Genomic DNA, 13882 nt, shown 5'->3' with positions numbered 1-13882 from the left:
ATGAGATATTTAACTGCTGGGGAATCCCACGGTCCACAATTAACGACAATTATTGAAGGGTTGCCGTCCCTTTTACCGATAACTGCAGAACAAATTAATTACGATTTAAAACGACGACAAGGTGGTCACGGTCGCGGACGCCGTATGCAAATTGAAAAAGATACTGTTGAAATAGTTGGAGGAGTTCGTCACGGAAAAACATTAGGTTCACCTGTTGCATTAGTGGTAAAAAATGATGACTGGAAACATTGGACAAAAATTATGGGAATTGAACCTCTCCCAGAAGATGTAGATCCTTCAGAAATTAAGCGTCAAATTTCCCGACCTCGACCTGGACATGCTGATTTAGTCGGCGGAATTAAATATGGTCATCGTGACTTGCGAAATGTGTTAGAGCGTTCGAGCGCTAGAGAAACGACTGTGCGAGTGGCTGTTGGTTCCGTTGCAAAAGCTCTTTTAAAAGAATTAGGTATTTCCATCGTAGGACATGTTACTGAAATTTACGGCATTAAAGCAGATACATCAAAAGTTGCAGGCAAATCAGCAGATGAAATTCGCCAAATTGTTGAAAATGATCCTTGCTATTCAGTGGACCCAGAAGCTTCTGCGAAAATGGTAGAAGCAATTGATGAGGCGAAAAAAGCAGGAGATTCCATCGGTGGTGTTGTCGAAGTCATTGTGGAAGGTATGCCGCCGGGAGTAGGATCTTACGTTCATTATGACCGTAAATTAGATGGTAAATTGGCGCAAGCGATGTTATCCATCAATGCATTTAAAGGGGTTGAGTTTGGTATCGGCTTTGAAATGGCTCGTCGTAGAGGCTCTGAAGTTCATGATGAAATTGTTTGGGATGATAAACAAGGCTATCATCGTCGTACAAATCGTTTAGGTGGCCTTGAAGGTGGCATGTCTACAGGAATGCCAATCATTGTTCGCGGTGTAATGAAACCAATTCCTACACTTTACAAACCTCTTGAAAGTGTTGATATCGAAACGAAAGAACCATTTAAAGCAAGTGTGGAGCGTTCCGATGCTTGTGCAGTACCAGCTGCATCTGTTGTAGCTGAATGCGTCATCGCTTGGGAAATTGCCAAGGCGATTGTCGAACAGTTCCATAGCGATCAATTACCACAATTAAAAGCACAAATTGAAGAAGCACGTAAATTGGCGAAGGAGTTTTAATGATGCGAATCCCAGTAAATACCCAAAGCCATTCCTACGAAGTGTTCATCGGAAGCGGTATATTACGTACCGCTTGCGATTCATTAAAAGAGAAAATTGAAAAAGCAGATAAACTCGTCGTTTTTACCGATGAGAATGTTTGGCAAGCACAACAACAATATTTTAAAGAAAACTTCCCTTATCCTTTCGAAGTGTTTGTGATGCCAGGTGGGGAAGCTTGTAAAAGTTTTCAAAATTTCGAAGATGCCCACACTTTTTTAATTGAAAAACATTGCTCGCGCAAATCCTTTTTATTTGCCTTTGGTGGAGGAGCAGTTGGTGATTTGACTGGGTTTGTAGCAGCAACATTCATGCGTGGAATCCCATACATTCAAATTCCAACGACCATTTTAGCTCACGATTCAGCCGTTGGAGGAAAAACGGCAATTAACCACCCGCTAGGCAAAAACTTAGTTGGAGCATTTTATCAACCGGAAGCGGTCATTTATGATATCAACTTTTTAGATAGTTTACCAACAAAAGAGATTCGTTCAGGAATGGCTGAAGTAATTAAACACGCGCTGATTTCAGATGAAAAATGGTTAAAACAATTGATGCAAACTCCATCAATTACGAAAATTGACAAAACAGCTTTAGCAAACCACTTGAAATCAGGCATCGAAGTAAAGGCGAAAATCGTAGGGCAAGATGAAACTGAACAATCTGTCCGAAAATATTTAAATTTGGGGCATACATATGGTCATGCTATTGAAGCAGCAGCTGGTTATGGCGGCCTTGCCCATGGAGAAGCGGTCATGATCGGGATGGTGTATGCACTTCTCTTGAGCGAACGATACGGTCAAATTTCTAGAGAATTTACGATTGATTTTCTAAAGTTTGCATATCGAAACGACTATCCATTCGAAGAAGTAAAGAGATTCTCTTTTGTAGAATTATATGAATATTTAATGAAAGATAAAAAGATTGAATATGGCAAATTAAAATTTGTTTTATTACAGGAAATCGGCCAACCATTCGTAAGAGAAATTGGGGAATCGGAATGTAGAGAAGTAGATAGAGAGCTTCGCTATCTGCTAGAGGAGGTATGTAAATGATTCGCGGCATACGTGGAGCGATAACGATAGAATCGAATACGCCCGATGCGATTTATAGTGAGACGGAAAGATTAGTGTTAGAAATGGCGAGAGTTAACAATATCGTTCCAGAAGATATTGCTTCGGTGATTGTCACGACAACACCGGATATTAACGCCGCATTCCCAGCAAAGGCCGTGCGTTCAATTGATGGGTGGAAATATGTACCAACGATGTGTACCCACGAAATGGATGTTCCTGGATCTTTGCCTTTATGTATTCGAGTGTTAATGCATGTGAATACATCGGTACCTCAAAAAGAAATACGCCACGTTTATTTAAATGATGCGGTGAAACTAAGACCAGATTTAGTCAATGAAAATCGATAAAAAGGAGCGTCAATCATGAAATTTAAAAAACAAATTTACGGTATGAAAGCTTACCAACCAGGTAAACCCATTGAGGAAGTACAAAAAGAATTTGGTTTAAAGGAAGTTGTTAAGCTTGCTTCAAATGAAAATCCTTTTGGCTGCTCTCCTAAAGTGAAAGATTTTATTGTAAATAATGGAATGAATTTTGCCATTTATCCGGATGGTTATGCGCAAGAACTTCGTACAGCAGTGAGTCAACATCTTGGTGTAGATGAATCACAATTGCTATTTGGAAACGGTTCAGATGATATAATCGCAATCATTACGCGGGCACTTCTTTATCCCGGTGTTAATACAGTCATGGCAGATCCATCTTTCTCTCAATACAGTCATAATGCAGAAGTTGAAGGAGCAGAAGTTCGAAAAGTGCCATTGAAAGATGGTAAGCATGATTTAGAAAAAATGTTAGAAGCAATTGATGAAAACACGTCAATTGTATGGGTATGTAATCCAAATAACCCAACAGGAACTATTGTATCGGATGAGGAATTAAGCTCCTTTATAGAGAAAGTACCAAGTGATGTACTAATCGTATTAGATGAAGCTTATTTTGAATATATAACAGATCCTGCTTATAAAGATACGTTGCATTACGTAGAGGAATATCCGAATGTATTAATCATGCGTACATTCTCTAAGGCATACGGATTAGCTGCCTTCCGAATCGGATATGCAATCGGTCAATCGAAATTAATTGCCACATTAGACCCAGTGCGTGCACCTTTCAACAACACGGTATTAAGTCAAAAAGTAGCGATTGTTGCATTGGAAGATCAACAATTTATTCAAGAAACAGTGGAACAAACGGAAAAAGGTAAACAGCAATATGTTGAATTTTGTAACAAACATGGACTTAAATATTACCCATCACAAACAAACTTTATTTTATTTGAAGTAAAAGCAGACAGTGATGTGATCTTCCAAGAAATGATGAAACGCGGATTTATTATTCGAAGTGGGAATGCCTTAGGTACACCTGGATTCATTCGAGTTTCTATCGGTACAGAAGAACAAAACCGAAAGTTTTTATCACTTCTTGAAGAGGTATTAAAGGAGCAAGGAGTATTGGCATGACCCGTAATGTGTTAATCATAGGATTAGGCTTAATTGGGGGCTCTTTGGCATTAGCTCTACAAAAAGCTCCCAAAACAAAAGTAGTTGGCTATGATCTTTCTGGAAAAACGAGAAATCTTGCAGAAACTTTAAATATTGTACATGAAGTGGTGGAGGATGTAGAGGAAGCGGCTAAAAATGCGGACTTTATCATTTTTGGAACACCGGTAAACGCAACGCTACAATGGATGGATGAATTGAAGCACTGGTCGTTAAAGCAACATGTTATTATTACCGACACAGGAAGTACAAAAGGGTTAATTATGAAGAAAGCTGAAGAGCTAAGAGAAAAAGGAATTACATTTATTGGCGGACATCCAATGGCTGGTTCCCATAAAAGCGGCATCACGGCTGCAAAACCCTACCTTTTTGAAAATGCGTATTATATTTTAACTCCTTTTGACGATGAAGATGGAAATAATCTTATCGCTCTAGAACAGTTGTTAAAATATACGTTAGCAAAATTAGTGAAAATCAATGCGGAAGAACATGATCATATGACGGCGGTAGTCAGCCACTTTCCTCACATCGTAGCTGCTTCCCTTGTTCACCAGTTAAATGAGGAAAATAAAAGATTTCCAATGACAAGTATGCTTGCCGCAGGTGGTTTTCGCGATATTACTCGAATTGCATCATCGAACCCGATGATTTGGAGAGACATTACATTGCAAAATCGAGAAGAGCTCATCGGGCAAATGGATGCTTGGATTGATGAAATGCAACGAGTAAAGAAAATATTACTGGAAAATGATGATGAATCTGTTGAAGAGTATTTTAGAAAAGCGAAAGATGTTCGTGATGCATTGCCAATTTCAACAGGGGCATTCTATACTACATACGATTTATACGTAGATATTCCAGACTACCCTGGTGTAATTTCCGAAATTACTGGCTACCTAGCAGACGAAAATATCAGTATTACAAATATCCGAGTAGTCGAAACGAGAGAAGACATATTTGGTATTTTGGTGATTAGTTTCCAAAATGAAAAAGATCGAGAAAAAGCAATGAAATGCATTCGTTCACATACGAACTTTGAAATGCACGTTTCTTAACTCGTATGTGGAAAGGGGTAATAAAATTGACTTCAAGAGTATTAGTTTATAATAAACCACGGTTAGAAGGTATTATAACCGTACCGGGTGATAAATCAATTTCACATCGTGCGGTAATGTTTGGAGCTATTGCGGAAGGAAAAACAACTGTTACAGGTTTTCTTCCCGGTGAAGATTGTCTAAGCACGATTGATTGTTTCCGAAAACTCGGTGTTGATATTCAAGTGGATGGTACAAATGTTGAAATTAATAGTCCAGGAATGGACGGTTGGCAAGAACCGAAAGAAGTATTATATACAGGCAACTCAGGTACGACAACAAGATTAATGTTGGGCATCCTTGCAGGGACAAACTTTCATAGTGTGATGACTGGTGATGCCTCTATTGGAAAGCGTCCTATGGGTCGCGTCACGAATCCATTGAAACAAATGGGGGCAAAAATCAATGGACGTGAAAATGGACAATATACGCCAATTGCCATTCAAGGAACAGCATTAAAAGCTATTGATTATACGATGCCTGTTGCCAGCGCTCAAGTGAAGTCTGCGATATTGTTAGCTGGACTTAGAGCAGAAGGTACTACGATTGTAAGGGAAAAAGAGATTTCTCGGGATCATACAGAACGCATGCTACAACAATTTGGTGCAAAGATTGACGTAAAGGATGGCGTTATATCCTTAGAAGGCGGTCAACGACTTCATGGAACGCATGTAGATGTGCCGGGCGACATTTCATCTGCGGCCTTTTTCTTAGTAGCTGGTGCGATTGTTCCAAATAGTGAAATCGTTCTGAAAAATGTCGGCATTAATCCTACAAGGGCTGGCATTATTGAAGTCATGCAGCAAATGGGAGCAAATGTAACGGTTGATCAAGAGTTATCCGATGCAGCAGAACCAACAGCAACGATTACGATTAGGACGTCCAATTTAAAAAGGACAACGATAGAAGGGGATATTATTCCGCGTCTTATCGATGAAATTCCAATAATTGCGCTACTAGCTACTCAAGCGGAAGGAACGACAATTATTCGCGATGCAGAAGAATTAAAAGTGAAGGAAACAGATCGCATCACAGCAGTCGTAACAGAGTTGAAGAAACTTGGCGCAGATATTACAGCCACGGATGATGGCATGATTATCAATGGTCCAACAAGTTTAAAAGGAGCGAAATTAAGCACATACGGCGACCATCGAATCGGGATGATGGCAGCAATTGCCTCATTAATTACCGACTCGCCAATTGAAATTGATGATGCAGATTGTATTGCCGTTTCCTATCCAACATTTTTTGAGCATCTTGATTTACTATTAAAATAATTGATAAAAAAGGTTCATCTATTAGTGATGAACCTTTTTTCTTGTCTATTGAAAATTAGTTTTGTAGCATATTAATAGATAAAGAAAGTAAAGGTGAGCAAATTGAATAACATCACAAAGGACTTAATCGAAGCAATTGAAGAAGGAGAAATAGAACGCATTGATGCCCTACTAGAGACATTTTTTCTTAACGAAACACCAGAAGTTCAATATGAAATTAGCGATTTGTTTTTGCAATATGGGTATATACAGCATGCAAAACGAGTGCTGGAACATTTACGTTTCATCTTTCCTGATGAAGCACAAATTGCAATCGACTACGCTTCGGTGTTAATTGAGCTTGGTGAGGAAGAAGAAGCGCTCAATATTTTAACTAGCATTGAAGAGAGCGCACCAGAGTATCCCCAATGCTTGCTAATTCTTGCTGATTACTATCAAATGCAAGGGTTGTATGAAGTGGCGGAACAACGGATCAACGAAGCGTTGGAAATACTTCCCGATGAACCGCTAATTCATTTTGCAAAAGCGGAGTTATTATTTGAAATTGGACGTTTTACAGAAGCTGCACGAATTTACGAAGACTTGCATAAACAAGAAAAAACCATTGCGGGTGTATTACTGGCAGAAAGGCTTGCTGAAGTATACCGTGCAGGCGGGGGATATGAAACGGCCCTTGATTATTACATGGAAGCATTGGAAGAGAAAGTAACTGCTGATTTGTTATACGGCAGTGCTTATAGCGCTTTCCAATGCGAAAAATATGAAACGGCTATCAGGCAATTAGAAGATTTAAAAGAACTAGATCCAGATTACTTTAGCAGTTATCTATTACTTGCCCAAAGTTATGCCATGTTAGAGGATAATAAAAAAGCATATAGTATAATAAAAGAAGGAATTAAACGAGATGAATATGAAAAATCCTTCTATTTATTTGCAGGTAAAATTGCATTAAAAAATAACCTTCCCGAAGAATCCATTGAGCATTTGCAAAAAGCTATTGCTCTAGACCCTGAATATATGGAAGCAATCCTTGTACTAATGTCTATTTACCATCAAATGGAACGCTATGATGAAATCATTGAGCTGTATGAAAATTTACAAAAGGAACAGTTTGAGTGGATTTCGCTATATCCTTTCATTGCGGATGCTTATGCAAAAAATGAAGAGTACACACGAGCATACGAAATTTATAAAGCAGCATATAATGAATTAAAGGATGATACATCTTTTCTAGAAAACTATTGTTATTTCCTTATTGAAGATGGTAAACGAGATGAAGCGAAAGAAGTAGTACAACGATTAATTGAGTTACAACCTGCAGAAGTACAGTGGTTAGATTTGCTTGAGAGTCTAGAATAGGGGAGGGACACTCATGACTTCTTCCGTACCAATTGTAGACAAAAAGAATTTTGTGCGCTGGTTTTTAAAAAATTTCCAATTGAAGCGACGAGAATGTGTATGGATATTAAATTATTTGCTTAGTAATGATCAGTTGCTTGAAAATATTCATTTTGTAGAAGAAGCTCATTATTGTCCGAGAGCGATTGTAATGTCGAGTGTTGATTCAAATGGTGTGCCGTTCAGATTTTACAAAGGCAACATTATGACAAGTGATGCTGAAAAATCCTTTCATGATTTAAGACTTTATCCAAATGAAGATATGTACATTCAGCTAAACTTTCCGAATGTGCCACCTAACCAATTGTATTTGGCAGTATTGGAAGAAAATCCGTATATGCCAAAATACTTGCATATTAATGAAAAAGACCGGTTAATTGCAGAAGAAATACTGAATACGAGCATGCTAACGTTCCAAGAAGAGAAATTATTAAAAGAAATAGATGAAGCGCTTGACCAAGGAGATAAAGAAAAGTTTTTAGAACTTTCGAATCTATTACAAGCATTAAAAGAAACTTCGAAACATCACTAGCGAAATTCAGTCGAAAGAGACGCTCTTTTCGACTGGATTTTTTATTTTCATCATCTTTTTCTAATAGAGTGGGGTATAATGATTTATGATTGATGAAAAAATGATTATTTGGAGGAAATAAAAATGTATTTTCAAGTAAAAGATGTACAACAATATCAACAGAACAAAGAATTTATTGATACTGCAATCGTTCCACTAGTTTATTTAGATTTTGCTGAGGACAAGATGGTAAAAAGCAGCTCGGATGTAGAGTTTTTAATGTCGCTTACATCCTTTATTGAACAGCAATTTAAAGGCCGCTTAATGTTAATTCCTCCATTTTCTTATACAGAAAGCACAAGAAGCGAGCAGGTTGTCCCAATCTTGAAAAAAAATATACAAGAAGGAGGATTTAAACACGTCATCTTTATCACTTGCGATCATTATTGGACAAACCTTCAAAAAGAAGTGGATGTTATTTGGTTGCCTGCAATACCAATTGAATCGATGGACAAAGATGTGAAGAAACGAATTTTAGAAGAACAATTAAAACAAGTAATCCCAGTTCTGACATCTAAGTGGACTCAACAGTAGAAATTATTTCAATAATTGTTCACATTCTAAATAAATACGAGATATTGCAATATTGACCTGCCTATTTTATTGATATATCATAGATATGTCCTAGTTTATACTATTATTATTATGTCTGTTGGACTGACCTTAAGTTAGAGGGGGGAAAAGGATGGTTAACAAAAAGGTTTCAAGACGTCAATTTCTTAACTACACTTTAACTGGTGTTGGTGGATTTATGGCGGCAGGTATGCTAATGCCAATGTTACGCTTTGCAATTGATCCAGCTTTACAAGTTAAAGCTGAAGGCGATTTTATACTAACTAGCCAAAAAATTGCTGACTTAACTGATGTTCCCGTACGAGTTGACTTTACTTATGAACAAGTAGACGCTTGGTATAAGTCTGAAGTTTCGGAAATGGCTTGGGTTTACAAAGAAGGAGATCGAATCGTAGCTCTTTCACCTGTTTGTAAACACTTAGGTTGTACGGTTAACTGGGAAGGTGACCGCCCAAATGAATACTTCTGTGCTTGTCATGGTGGACGTTATGAAAAGAATGGTAAAAACATTCCAGGTACACCACCAACAGGTCCGTTAGATGAGTATGAAGTATCTGAAAAAGATGGTTATTTAATGCTTGGGAAGAAAATACCAAACACATTAGTTTAATTAGTTAGGGGGTACAACACAAGTGCTAAATAAATTATATGATTGGGTCGATGAACGTTTAGATATCACCCCAATTTGGCGTGATATTGCCGACCATGAAGTGCCAGAGCACGTAAACCCTGCACATCACTTCTCTGCATTCGTCTACTGTTTCGGAGGACTTACATTCTTCATTACGGTTATTCAAATTTTATCTGGTATGTTCTTAACAATGTATTATGTACCAGACGTAGAGAATGCATGGAAATCAGTATACTACTTGCAAAACGAAGTAGCATTTGGTGAGATTGTGCGCGGTATGCACCACTGGGGAGCTTCATTAGTTATCGTAATGATGTTCTTACATACGCTTCGTGTATTCTTCACAGGTTCTTATAAGAAACCTCGTGAATTAAACTGGATTGTAGGGGTATTAATCTTCTGTGTTATGTTAGGTCTTGGATTCACAGGATACCTACTACCTTGGGACATGAAAGCGTTGTTTGCTACAAAAGTAGGTCTTGAAATTGCGGGTTCTGTACCATTTATTGGTGAACTAATCAAAATCTTACTTGCTGGTGATGCTACAATCATCGGTGCTCAAACATTAACTCGTTTCTTCGCTATTCACGTATTCTTCTTGCCAGCAGCTTTATTTGCGTTGCTTGCAGTTCACTTTATTATGATTCGTCGTCAAGGTATTTCAGGACCACTATGATTTAATTTATAGAGTTGTTATTCAAAAGGAGGGGACAACATGCATCGCGGAAAAGGAATGAAATTCGTCGGCGACTCTCGCGTTAAGGCCTCAAACCGAATGCCGAATAAGCCGAAAGATTATTCCGAATATCCAGGTAAAACAGAAGCCTTCTGGCCAGACTTCTTATTAAAAGAATGGATGGTTGGTTCTGTTTTCCTTATCGGTTATTTGATTTTAACAGTCGCTCACCCATCACCATTAGAGCGTCCAGCTGATCCAACTGATACAGGTTATATTCCATTACCAGACTGGTATTTCTTATTCTTATATCAATTATTAAAATATTCATTTGCTTCTGGTGACTATAACGTTATCGGTGCAATTGTTATGCCAGGACTTGCTGTTGCAGCATTATTATTAATGCCTTGGTTAGATAAAGGTCCTGAGCGTCGTCCATCAAAACGACCAATTCCAACTGCAATTATGTTATTGGTAGTAGCTTCAATGTTCTATTTAACATGGGAGTCTGTTGTAAACCATGACTGGGAAGCTTCAAAAGCTCAAGGTCAAATTACACCAAAAGATTTAGGACTAGTACCAGATATTGAAATTGATGAGAATTCTGAAGGCTATCAAATCTTCCAATCTCAACAAACTTGTGTTGCTTGTCACGGCGGTGATTTAACAGGTGTTGGTTCAAACCCTATGTTATTAGGTAATGAACTAACAGCTGAAGAAGTTGAAGAAGTAATTCGAAATGGCCGTGGTGCAATGCCTGGTGGACAATTCTCTGGTACGGATGAAGAATTAAAAACATTAGCAGAATTTATTGCGTCATTAAAAGAAGAATAATGTTTTTGAAGGGAGTTAGTTATTATGCTAGCTCCTTTTTTCTTTATGGCGTATGTATATAAAATTCGAAAATAATTCACAATCTGCTGTCATATTTGGTATTATTACTTATGAAAAATAATAACCATATATGCCTATTTTTTCAAAAAGGAGAAACACAATGAAAACCTTATTGCCGCAGTTTACGTACGTGTTACAACATCGCACCTTTTTAACTTTGTTATTCATTGTTAATTTCTTAGGTACCATCTACGGATATATTTGGTATATTCCTCAACTTTCAAGAACGGCACCACAATTTCTCATTTTTGTACCGGATAGCCCTACTGCGAGCTTATTTTTCTGTTTAGCTATTATAGGCTGGTTATTGGGCACGAACTTTAAATTAATCGAAGCTCTTGCATTAATAACGTTAGTGAAATACGGTATATGGGCAGTAGTGATGAATATACTAACATTGATGGAGATAGGTTCAATTGGGCTTGCAGGATGGATGTTGATTATTTCTCATGGTATGATGGCAGTTGAAGGAATTCTATATATGCAGAAATACCGCTTTACAAACATTCATATTGCCATTGCTGCTATCTGGACTTTGCATAATGATGTCATCGATTATGTATATGGACAAATGCCAACGTACAGCAGTTTATACAAATATGCCAACCATATTGGATATTTCACATTTTGGTTATCAATTGCCTGCATAGCTATTTCCTATTATTCTTTAAAGAAGCGTAATTATTTGCATATAATTTAATAAATAATTAGAATAAAAAGTAAGATGAACAGTAGGAAAGGGGACTAAAGTCAACAGGATGTATATTCTATACTTTCTAATCATTTTATTATTACCAATTTATGCACAATTTAAAGTTCGAAACACTTATAAACGTTTTTCAAGTGTACATGCGTCAAAAGGCTTAACAGGTGCTCAAGTAGCGCGAATGATTTTAGATAGTCATGGACTTTATGATGTTCGCGTCGTTCCAACACAAGGTGTTTTATCCGATCACTATAACCCGATGACAAAAACTGTGGCATTATCTGAAGATAACTATCATAATGATTCATTGGCTGCAATTGCAGTAGCTGCCCACGAATGCGGACACGCTGTTCAACATAAAGAAGCATACTCTTTTTTAACTTTACGTTCAAAACTTGTACCAGTTGCAAACTTCTCATCTAGTTTATCTTGGATTTTTGTACTAATCGGTATTATTTCGTACAGTGCCAATATGCTTTTATTAGGTATTATTTTACTTGGTGCCGGCGTATTGTTCCAACTTGTAACATTACCAGTGGAATTTGATGCGTCGAAACGCGCTATGAATGAAGTCATTCAATTAGGAATTATTAACAATGATGAAGAACGTGGCGCAAGAAAAGTATTAAGTGCAGCAGCATTAACTTATGTTGCAGCAGCTGCAGTGGCTGTACTAGAGCTATTGCGTTTAATTTTAATATTTACAAATATGAGTTCTAATGAAGATTAATGAACTGTAAAGAGCGAGTTGGTCAAATGCCAATTCGCCTTTTTGCTTTTTAGAAGAATAATTAGTTGGAATATAGGGGTGACAAAGATTCCATTTAACTTGAACAAATAAATATGTAAGAAAAAATTCAAATTTTCCATGAATAAATTAATAAGCCCTCCCTTTCATTAATAAGATATAGCAAATCGGCTTGAACAGGAGGGGAAAGATGAAGATTAGTTATTCGAAACTGTTTTTGTTCGGGTTTCTTGGTTTCATTATTATTCTATGTCTTGCAATATATTCCATTAAATTATCTTTAAGCTATTTAGATAATGAAGATGAAGAAACGTATGATGGTTTTAGAATTTCAGATATTAAAGAATCAGATTCAACAGAGGAGAGCATTTCAATCGAATTCGAAGAAGATCATTAATATACTTGACATTTTGTGAGGCTGTCTTATGGAGCAGATTTGCCTAGACAGCCTTTGAAAGTACGAGCTGAATGTAATGGAATCAAGTAAAGGGCTAAAGCATTTTATTATTCTTCAATTCGGAAGCCTTCTCCTGTTACATCTTTTACATCAACAATCGACACGAAAGCATTTGGATCGAGTTTACGGATAATGGATTTTAGTTGAACGATTTCATTTCGACTGACGATGCAGTACAACACATCTCTTGACTGCTTTGTATAGTATCCGTAAGCATGAAAAACTGTGATTCCACGATTCATTTTTTCAGTTACGGATTTTGCAATTTCATCTGGTTTATTGGAAATAATGAATGCCCCTTTAGCAGAATATGCCCCTTCTTGAACGATATCAATCACTCTAGCTCCCACAAATACAGCCACAAGCGTATACATCATTGTGATGGAACTTAAGAAAGTTAACCAAGAGGCAACTAGTACTAAAGAGTCGAATAGAAACATCGTTTTTCCCATGCTCCAACCAATATATTTATTGGCAAGGCGGGCAATGATATCAACGCCACCAGTAGTCCCACCACAACGAAAAATGATACCTAAACCGACACCTACAAATACTCCTGCAAATAAAGACGCCAGTAGTAAATCGTTGTGCAAATCTAGCGGAAATTGATAGCTTTGAAAAATTCTTAAAAATACAGAAACGCTTATGATGCCGAGAACCGAGTAGAAAAACTCTTTACGTCCAAGCAATTTCCAACCTAAAATAAACATTGGAATATTTAAAAGGATGTTCATAATTGCCGGATCCCAATTAAGTGTAAAAAATAGAATTAAAGTAATTCCACTAAATCCGCCTTCTCCCAGCTCATTTAACATATTAAAATGGACGAAACCGAAACTGAAAATGGCAGTTCCTATAATAATTCCAATAATTTGTTGGATTTTAATATCCTTCAATCTATTACCTCCTTATGAAGAAAGGGCGTTATGGCAAGACTGCATTTTAATTATGTTTTATTTTTCTACTTTTGACAACTAAAGCCCTTTTCATTACGATTGTTAAGAAAGAGTGATATGATAATATAATAAACTTTTAATAATAACAATATTCGACTTAAT

The 13882-nt window shown here is 37.1% G+C and carries 16 protein-coding genes; 15 read left to right on the top strand and 1 reads right to left on the bottom strand.

The features are described from left to right. From aroC to NSQ18_RS01485, 15 genes are all read left to right on the top strand, one after another. A complete protein-coding gene (gene aroC / locus NSQ18_RS01555) occupies window positions 1–1182 on the top strand; it encodes a chorismate synthase (RefSeq protein WP_016836960.1) in 1182 nt (393 codons plus the stop codon). 2 nt (window positions 1183–1184) lie between these two features. Further along, window positions 1185–2276, top strand: coding sequence for a 3-dehydroquinate synthase (aroB, locus tag NSQ18_RS01550; RefSeq protein WP_016836961.1), 1092 nt, complete (start codon window positions 1185–1187; stop codon window positions 2274–2276). Then, a complete protein-coding gene (gene aroH, locus NSQ18_RS01545; RefSeq protein ID WP_016836963.1) occupies window positions 2273–2644 on the top strand; it encodes a chorismate mutase in 372 nt (123 codons plus the stop codon). The genes aroB and aroH overlap by 4 nt, the downstream gene beginning before the upstream one ends. Before the next feature lie 15 nt (window positions 2645–2659). Next, on the top strand, window positions 2660–3760 hold the full coding sequence (gene hisC / locus NSQ18_RS01540) for a histidinol-phosphate transaminase (protein WP_016836965.1): 1101 nt from the start codon (window positions 2660–2662) through the stop codon (window positions 3758–3760). Beyond that, on the top strand, window positions 3757–4854 hold the full coding sequence (locus tag NSQ18_RS01535; protein ID WP_016836966.1) for a prephenate dehydrogenase: 1098 nt from the start codon (window positions 3757–3759) through the stop codon (window positions 4852–4854). Before hisC ends, NSQ18_RS01535 begins: the two co-directional genes overlap by 4 nt. Before the next feature lie 26 nt (window positions 4855–4880). Further along, window positions 4881–6170, top strand: a complete 1290-nt coding sequence (gene aroA / locus NSQ18_RS01530) for a 3-phosphoshikimate 1-carboxyvinyltransferase (RefSeq protein WP_016836967.1) — start codon at window positions 4881–4883, stop codon at window positions 6168–6170. A gap of 102 nt (window positions 6171–6272) precedes the next feature. Continuing rightward, window positions 6273–7529 carry a tetratricopeptide repeat protein gene (locus NSQ18_RS01525; protein ID WP_016836968.1) on the top strand — a complete coding sequence of 419 codons (1257 nt, stop codon included), beginning with the start codon at window positions 6273–6275 and terminating at the stop codon, window positions 7527–7529. A 13-nt stretch (window positions 7530–7542) separates the two neighbouring features. After that, complete coding sequence (locus NSQ18_RS01520) at window positions 7543–8100, top strand: ReoY family proteolytic degradation factor (protein WP_016836969.1); 558 nt, start codon at window positions 7543–7545, stop codon at window positions 8098–8100. 123 nt (window positions 8101–8223) lie between these two features. Beyond that, entirely contained in the window at window positions 8224–8673 is a 450-nt protein-coding gene (locus NSQ18_RS01515) for a YpiF family protein (RefSeq protein WP_016836970.1), read from the top strand. Between the two features lie 151 nt (window positions 8674–8824). After that, window positions 8825–9322: a ubiquinol-cytochrome c reductase iron-sulfur subunit gene (locus NSQ18_RS01510; RefSeq protein WP_016836971.1), complete on the top strand. Its 498-nt coding sequence runs from the start codon at window positions 8825–8827 to the stop codon at window positions 9320–9322. Window positions 9323–9344: 22 nt separating this feature from the next. After that, the gene (locus NSQ18_RS01505) at window positions 9345–10019 is read left to right on the top strand and encodes a cytochrome b6 (RefSeq protein WP_016836972.1); all 675 of its coding nucleotides are present in this window, start codon (window positions 9345–9347) and stop codon (window positions 10017–10019) included. A gap of 39 nt (window positions 10020–10058) precedes the next feature. After that, the gene (locus tag NSQ18_RS01500) at window positions 10059–10853 is read left to right on the top strand and encodes a menaquinol-cytochrome c reductase cytochrome b/c subunit (RefSeq protein ID WP_168411769.1); all 795 of its coding nucleotides are present in this window, start codon (window positions 10059–10061) and stop codon (window positions 10851–10853) included. Between the two features lie 160 nt (window positions 10854–11013). Continuing rightward, the gene (locus tag NSQ18_RS01495) at window positions 11014–11613 is read left to right on the top strand and encodes a DUF1405 domain-containing protein (RefSeq protein ID WP_096550826.1); all 600 of its coding nucleotides are present in this window, start codon (window positions 11014–11016) and stop codon (window positions 11611–11613) included. A 58-nt stretch (window positions 11614–11671) separates the two neighbouring features. Beyond that, on the top strand, window positions 11672–12349 hold the full coding sequence (locus NSQ18_RS01490; RefSeq protein ID WP_016836975.1) for a zinc metallopeptidase: 678 nt from the start codon (window positions 11672–11674) through the stop codon (window positions 12347–12349). A 208-nt stretch (window positions 12350–12557) separates the two neighbouring features. Beyond that, window positions 12558–12764: a hypothetical protein gene (locus NSQ18_RS01485; RefSeq protein ID WP_096550827.1), complete on the top strand. Its 207-nt coding sequence runs from the start codon at window positions 12558–12560 to the stop codon at window positions 12762–12764. A gap of 107 nt (window positions 12765–12871) precedes the next feature. On the opposite strand, the gene NSQ18_RS01480 is transcribed toward NSQ18_RS01485, so the two are convergent. Beyond that, the gene (locus tag NSQ18_RS01480; RefSeq protein ID WP_016836978.1) at window positions 12872–13720 is read right to left on the bottom strand and encodes a YitT family protein; all 849 of its coding nucleotides are present in this window, start codon (window positions 13718–13720) and stop codon (window positions 12872–12874) included. Window positions 13721–13882: the final 162 nt, after the last annotated feature.

This window comes from Ureibacillus sp. FSL K6-0786, assembly GCF_037965165.1.
GTDB classification, from domain to species: Bacteria; Bacillota; Bacilli; order Bacillales_A; family Planococcaceae; genus Ureibacillus; species Ureibacillus thermosphaericus.
The sequence above is the reverse complement of the archived record's forward strand: the minus strand, read 5'-3'. Positions and strand labels throughout refer to the sequence as shown.

What these genes read in the sequence shown, in the direction of transcription:
- aroC (WP_016836960.1), top strand. Translation starts at nt 1, where the DNA reads ATGAGATATTTAACTGCTGGGGAATCCCACGGTCCACAATTAACGACA.
- aroB (WP_016836961.1), top strand. Translation starts at nt 1,185, where the DNA reads ATGCGAATCCCAGTAAATACCCAAAGCCATTCCTACGAAGTGTTCATC.
- aroH (WP_016836963.1), top strand. Translation starts at nt 2,273, where the DNA reads ATGATTCGCGGCATACGTGGAGCGATAACGATAGAATCGAATACGCCC.
- hisC (WP_016836965.1), top strand. Translation starts at nt 2,660, where the DNA reads ATGAAATTTAAAAAACAAATTTACGGTATGAAAGCTTACCAACCAGGT.
- NSQ18_RS01535 (WP_016836966.1), top strand. Translation starts at nt 3,757, where the DNA reads ATGACCCGTAATGTGTTAATCATAGGATTAGGCTTAATTGGGGGCTCT.
- NSQ18_RS01520 (WP_016836969.1), top strand. Translation starts at nt 7,543, where the DNA reads ATGACTTCTTCCGTACCAATTGTAGACAAAAAGAATTTTGTGCGCTGG.
- NSQ18_RS01515 (WP_016836970.1), top strand. Translation starts at nt 8,224, where the DNA reads ATGTATTTTCAAGTAAAAGATGTACAACAATATCAACAGAACAAAGAA.
- NSQ18_RS01510 (WP_016836971.1), top strand. Translation starts at nt 8,825, where the DNA reads ATGGTTAACAAAAAGGTTTCAAGACGTCAATTTCTTAACTACACTTTA.
- NSQ18_RS01500 (WP_168411769.1), top strand. Translation starts at nt 10,059, where the DNA reads ATGCATCGCGGAAAAGGAATGAAATTCGTCGGCGACTCTCGCGTTAAG.
- NSQ18_RS01495 (WP_096550826.1), top strand. Translation starts at nt 11,014, where the DNA reads ATGAAAACCTTATTGCCGCAGTTTACGTACGTGTTACAACATCGCACC.
- NSQ18_RS01490 (WP_016836975.1), top strand. Translation starts at nt 11,672, where the DNA reads ATGTATATTCTATACTTTCTAATCATTTTATTATTACCAATTTATGCA.
- NSQ18_RS01485 (WP_096550827.1), top strand. Translation starts at nt 12,558, where the DNA reads ATGAAGATTAGTTATTCGAAACTGTTTTTGTTCGGGTTTCTTGGTTTC.